This is a genomic window from Kitasatospora sp. NPDC005748, from assembly GCF_040630735.1.
GTDB lineage: Bacteria > Actinomycetota > Actinomycetes > Streptomycetales > Streptomycetaceae > Kitasatospora.
Genome location: NZ_JBEXYD010000126.1, coordinates 1 through 6,549, shown reverse-complemented (window position 1 = coordinate 6,549; position 6,549 = coordinate 1). Strand labels below are relative to the sequence as shown.

Annotated in this window: 2 protein-coding genes; both read left to right on the top strand. The window is 75.0% G+C overall.

What is annotated here, in order from left to right:
- A partial coding sequence (locus ABZ495_RS36595) for an SDR family NAD(P)-dependent oxidoreductase (protein WP_359840298.1) occupies nt 1–1,707 on the top strand: 1,707 nt, incomplete at its 5' end.
- 31 nt (nt 1,708–1,738) lie between these two features.
- On the top strand, nt 1,739–6,549 hold a 4,811-nt coding region (locus ABZ495_RS36590), incomplete at its 3' end, for a beta-ketoacyl synthase N-terminal-like domain-containing protein (RefSeq protein WP_359840296.1).

The window sequence follows — 6,549 nt, the reverse complement described above, 5'->3', positions numbered from 1 at the left end:
CTCGCCGCCACCGGCGGCGCGGGTGTGGACATCGTGGTCAACTCCCTGGCGGGCGAGCTGACGGACGCCTCGCTGCGGCTGCTGCCGCGCGGTGGAGCCTTCGTCGAGATGGGCCGCACCGACCTCCGGGACCCGGAGGCCCTGGCCGTCCAGTACCCGGGGGTCTTCTACCGGCCCTTCGACCTGGGCGAGGCCGGGCCCGAGCGGATGGGCGCGATGCTCGGCCGGATCGTCGACCTGATGGCCGCCGGCACGCTGACGAAGCTGCCGGTCCGGGCCTGGGACGTGCGGCGGGCGCGTGAGGCGTTCCGCTTCATGCAGCAGGCACGCCACACCGGCAAGCTCGTCCTCACCGTCACCGTCGGCCCGGCCGAACCCCGCGAGCGCGGCAGGTCGGCGCTGGTCACGGGTGGCACGGGCACGCTCGGCGGCCTGGTGGCCAGGCATCTGGTGACCACCGGGCGGGCCGACGGGCTGGTGCTGACCGGCCGTTCCGGCCCGGCCGCGCCGGGTGCGGCCGCGCTCGCCGCGGAGCTGGCGCAGTCGGGTGCGTCGGTGGACGTGCTCGCCTGCGACGCGGCGGACCGCGACGCCCTGGCCGCCGTCCTGGCCGGAGTCCCGGCCGGGGCTCCGCTGACGACCGTGGTCCACACCGCCGGTGTCCTGGACGACGCGACCATCGCGTCGCTGACCCCCGAGCGGGTGGCCGCCGTGATGCGGCCCAAGGCCGACGGTGCCTGGAACCTGCACGAACTCACCCTGGGGCTGGACCTGGAGCACTTCGCCCTGTTCTCCTCGGCCGCGGCGACCTTCGCCAGCCCCGGTCAGGGCAACTACGTGGCGGCCAACGCGTTCCTGGACGCGCTGGCGGCCGACCGCCGGGCGGCCGGACTACCCGCCACCTCGCTCGCCTGGGGCATGTGGGCCGAGGCCAGCGCACTGACCGGGCGGCTCAGCGACTCCGAGCGCGCCCGGATCAACCGCGGTGGCGTCGCCGCGCTCAGCGCGGACGAGGGCCTGGCGCTGCTGGACCTGGCGCTCGCCAGGGACGAGGCGGTGCTGGTCCCGGCCAAGCTGGACCTGGCCGGGCTCCGGGCCCAGGCCGGCCGCGCCGCCGACGTCCCGCCGCTGTGGCGGGCCCTGGTCGGCGGCGGGACGGGCCGGCGCCACGCCGCCTCGGGCGCCGTCGGCGCGGACTCGCTGCGCAAGCAGCTGGCCGGGGTGTCGGAGCCGGAGCGGCTGCGGCTGCTCGTCGACCTGGTCCGGGCCCACGTGGGCGCCGTGCTGGGGCACGCCTCCGTCGAGGCGGTCGAGTCCACCCGGGCCTTCACCGACCTGGGCTTCGACTCGCTCACCGCGGTCGAACTGCGCAACCGCCTGGGCACCGCGAGCGGACTGCGGCTGCCGGCCACCCTGGTGTTCGACTACCCCAACCCCACGGAACTGGCCGGGCTCCTGCTGGAGAAGCTGCTGCCGGAGCTCGCCGAGCACGGCGAGGCGGACGCGGCCGAGGAGAAGCTGCGGAAGGCCCTCGCGACCGTCCCGCTGTCCAGGTTCCGCGATGCCGGGCTGATGGAGGCGCTCATGCGGCTCGCCGACGTCCGGGACGCCGCGCTGATCGGCGACCAGGGCGAAGAGGCCGAAGCCATCGACGAGTTGGACGCGGACAGCCTGATCCGCCTGGCCCTGGACGGCGAGTCGGAGTGATGTTGATGATGCTCGATGCGTGGAGGCAGCGATGACCGGACAGGCCGACAAGCTCCTTGAAGCGCTGCGTGCCTCCGTGAAGGAAACCGAGCGGCTGCGACAGCGGAACCGCCAGCTCGTCTCGGCGGCCTCGGAACCGCTGGCGATCGTCGGCATGAGCTGCCGCTACCCCGGGGGCGTGACGACCCCCGAGGAACTGTGGGAGCTGCTCGCCGCCGGCGGGGACGCGATCTCCGGGTTCCCGGACGACCGCGGCTGGGACACCGAGGGCGTCTACGACCCCGACCCCGACCACCAGGGCACGTCCTACGTGGTCGAAGGCGGGTTCCTGCGGGACGCGGCCGGCTTCGACGCCGGGTTCTTCGGGATCTCGCCGCGTGAGGCGCTGGCGATGGACCCGCAGCAGCGGCTGCTGCTGGAGACGTCCTGGGAGGCGCTGGAGCGGGCCGGGGTCGACCCGGCCTCGCTCCGGGGCTCGCAGACCGGCGTGTTCGTCGGCGTCGCCCCCTCCGACTACGTCGCGCACCAGTCCCTGCAGACCATGGAGGGGCTCGACTGGCACCTCATGACCGGTGGTGCGGCCAGCGTGATGTCCGGCCGCATCTCCTACCTGCTCGGTCTGCAGGGGCCGGCGGTCTCCGTCGACACGGCGTGTTCGTCGTCGCTGGTGGCGCTGCACCTGGCCTGCCAGGCGGTGCGCGCCGGGGAGTGCTCGCTGGCGCTGGCCGGCGGTGTCACGGTCATGGCCACCACCATGGGCTTCGTCGGGTTCTCCCGGCAGCGCGGCCTGGCCGAGGACGGGCGTTGCAAGGCGTTCTCGGCCGACGCGGACGGCATGGGGATGGGCGAGGGCGCCGGCATGGTCGTCGTCGAGCGCCTGTCGGACGCGCTGCGCAACGGGCACAAGGTGCTCGCGGTGGTGCGCGGTTCGGCCGTGAACCAGGACGGCGCGTCCAACGGTCTGACGGCGCCGAACGGTCCGTCCCAGCAGCGGGTGATCCGCGCGGCCCTGGCGAACGCGCGGATCTCGGCCGCCGACGTGGACGCGGTCGAGGCGCACGGCACGGGCACCACGCTGGGCGACCCGATCGAGGCGCAGGCGCTGCTCACCACGTACGGCCAGGACCGTCCGGAGGGACGGCCGCTGCTGCTGGGGTCGGTGAAGTCCAACATCGGCCACTCCCAGCAGGCGGCGGGTGTCGCCGGTGTGATCAAGATGGTGCTGGCCCTCCAGCACGAGCAGCTGCCGAAGACCCTGCACGCGGACGTGCCGTCACCGCACGTCGACTGGACGGAAGGCGAGGTCCGGCTGCTGACCGAGGCCGTGCCGTGGCCGGCCGGTGAGCGGGCCCGCCGGGCCGGGGTGTCCTCGTTCGGTCTGAGCGGCACCAACGCGCACATCATCCTGGAGGAGGCCCCGGCCGGGGGCGGCGAGCCCCAGGAGGGTGACACCCCGGCGACGGCGCCGGTGGTGTCGGGGGCGGACGCCTGGCTGGTGTCGGGCCGCACGGCCGAGGGCCTGACGGCGCAGGCGGAGCGGCTGCACGCGTGGGTGTCGGCGCGGCCGTCGGTGGAGTCGGCGGAGGTGGCGTGGTCGCTGGCGACGACGCGGTCGGTGTTCGAGCACCGGGCGGTCGTGCTGGGTGGCGGGCGCGGCGAGCTGGTGGCCGGGTTGGAGAGTCTGGCGGCCGGTGCGCCGTCGGGGTCGGTGGTGTCGGGTGTGGCGCGGCCGGGTGCGCGGGTGGCGTTCGCGTTCGCGGGGCAGGGTTCGCAGTGGGTGGGGATGGGCCGTGAACTGGCCCTGTCGAGCCCGGTGTTCGCGGCACGCTTGGCGGAGTGCGAGGCGGCGCTGGCGCCTTATGTGGACTGGTCGCTGGCCGATGTCCTGGCGGGTGTGACGGAGTTGACGGCGGCGGATGTCGTCCAGCCCGCGCTGTGGGCGGTGATGGTGTCGCTGGCGGCGGTCTGGGAGGCCGCCGGTGTCACGCCTGCTGCGGTGGTGGGGCATTCGCAGGGCGAGATAGCGGCGGCGACGGTTGCGGGGATGCTGTCGCTGGAGGACGGCGCGCGGGTGGTGGCGCTGCGTTCGCGGTCGTTGAAGGTGCTGGCAGGTCTCGGCGGGATGCTGTCGGTGAGCCGGAGCGCCGCGGTGGTGGAGGAGCGGATCGCCCGGTTCGGTGAGCGGCTGTCGCTGGCGGCGGTCAACGGGCCGTCGGTGGTGGTGGTTTCGGGTGAGCCGGAGGCGCTGGAGGAGTTGAAGGCGGAGTTCGAGGCGGAGGGCGTGCGCGCCCGGATGGTCGCGGTGGACTACGCCTCGCACTCGGCGCAGGTGGACCGCCTCGAAGCGGAGATCACCGAGGTCCTGGCCGGTATCGCGCCGCGCCGGGGCCGGATCCCGATGGTGTCCGCGATGACCGGCGAGACGCTGACCGGCGAGGAGTTGGACGCCGCCTACTGGTACGGCAGCCTGCGCGCCACGGTCCACTTCGACCGGGCGGTGCGCACGCTCGCCGGTCAGGGCCACCAGGTCTTCGTCGAGGTGACTCCGCACCCGGTGCTGCTGGGCGCGATGAACGACACGCTCGAAGAGGTCGCGCTGGACTCCGCCGCGCTGCCGGCGGCCGTCTGCGGCACGCTGCGCCGCGACGACGGCGGTGCCCAGCGCCTGCTGGCCTCACTCGCCGAGGCCTTCGTCAACGGTGCCCCCGTGGACTGGCGCACGGTGCTCCCGGCCGCCGAGTCGGTGGAGCTGCCCACCTACGCCTTCCAGCACGAGCAGTTCTGGCCTCCGGCTGTGGCGCCGTCCCTCGGTGGGGACGCGGTCTCGCTCGGCCTGGGCGCGGTCGGTCACCCACTGCTGGGCGCGGCCGTCGAGCTGGCCGGCGGCGCGGGGCTGGTCTGCACCGGGCGGCTGTCGCTGCGGACGCACCCGTGGCTGGCCGACCACGTGGTCGGCGGCGTCGCGCTCCTGCCGGGGACCGGCTTCGTCGAGATGGTGGTCCGGGCCGGTGACCAGGTGGGGTGCGGCCTGCTGGAGGAACTGACCCTCCAGACGCCGCTGATCTTCCCGGCGGACGGTTCCGGTGTGCAGGTCCAGGTCGTGGTGGCCGCCGCCGATGCGGACGGCCGTCGGACGGTCGAGGTGTTCTCCCGCCCCGACGCCGCCGACGCGCAGCAGGCGTGGCTCCAACACGCGAGCGGTCTGGTCGCCCACGCCGGTGAACCCGCGCTCGCCGAGGAGGACTTCGCGGTCTGGCCTCCGCGCGGGGCCACGGCGGTGGACGTCAGCGGTATGTACGAGGCGCTGGCCGGGACGCCCTACGGCTACGGCCCGGCGTTCCGGGGGCTGCGCGCGGTGTGGCGCCGGGGCGACGAGGTCTTCGCCGAGGTGGCACTGCCCGAGGGCGTGGCCGCCGATGCGGGTGCGTTCGGTCTGCACCCGGCCCTGCTGGACGGTGTGCTGCACGCCAGCGCCCTGGTCGGCGGTTCCGAGGAGGGCGATTCCGGGCAGGTGCGGCTGCCGTTCGCGTGGACGGGCGTCGAGCTGCACGCGGCGGGTGCGTCCGTGCTGCGGGCTCGGCTGCGCCGGGATGCGCAGGGCAGTCTGGTGCTGGTGGCGGCGGACGCCACGGGTGCTCCGGTGGTCTCCGTCGAGTCGCTGATCACCCGTCCGGTGGCGGCCGACCAACTGAACTCCGCTGCCTCGACGGTGGCCGACGCCCTGTTCACCGTCGAGTGGGCCCCGCTGAGCGCTGCCGAGGCTCCGGTCGGGGCGTGGGCGCTGATCGGCGCCGATCGCTTCGGTCTGGCCGAGGCACTGGAGGCCTCCGGCGTTCCGGTCCGGGCCTTCGCCGACCTGGCCGGTCTGACCGCCGCCACCGAGGCGGGGGAGATCGAGCCCGCCCAGGTGCTGGCCTGCGCCGGTGACCAGGACAGTGGAAACCCGGCGCAGGCGGCCGCGCGTGTGACCGGTGAGGTGCTCGGCCTGGCCCAGGCCTGGCTGGCCGAGGAGCGGCTGGCCGAGGCCCGGTTGGTGGTCGTCACCCGGGGAGCTGTCGCTGCCGCGGCCGGTGAGCGGGTCGCCGATCTGCCCGCCGCCGCCGTCTGGGGCCTGCTGCGCTCGGCGCAGTCGGAGAACCCCGGCCGACTCGTCCTGGTCGACCTGCCCGCCGGTGAGTCCGGTGCGCCCGCCACGGTGCTGCCGTCGGCGGTGGGCAGCGGTGAGTCCGAGCTGGTCGTCCGCGCCGACCAGGCCCACGGGCGGCGTCTGGCGCGCCCGGCGGGCGAGTTGGCGGTGCCCGAGGGCCCGTGGCGGCTGGAGCCGGACGCCGGCGGGTCACTGGAGGGGCTGACACCGGCGCCGGCGCCGCAGACGGGCGACCCGCTGGAGACCGGACAGGTCCGGGTGGCGGTCCACGCGGCCGGGCTGAACTTCCGGGACGTGCTGATCGGCCTGGGGATGTACCCGGGCGGTGGTGTGATGGGCAGTGAGCTCGCGGGTACGGTGCTCGACCTCGGCCCCGAGGTGACCGGCCTCGCGGTCGGCGACCGGGTGATGGGCGTCGCCGCAGGCGGGTTCGGGCCGGTGGCGGTCACGGACGCCCGGCAGTTGGCGCGGATCCCGGAGGGCTGGACCTTCGCCGAGGCCGCGTCGGTGCCCGTGGCGTTCATGACGGCCCGGTACGCCCTGGTGGAACTGGCCGAGGCCGAGGCGGGCCAGCGGGTGCTCGTGCACGCGGGCGCCGGTGGCGTCGGCATGGCGGCGGTGCAGCTCGCCCGGCACCTGGGCCTGGAGGTGTTCGCGACGGCGAGTCCGGCGAAGTGGCCGGTGCTGGCCGCGAT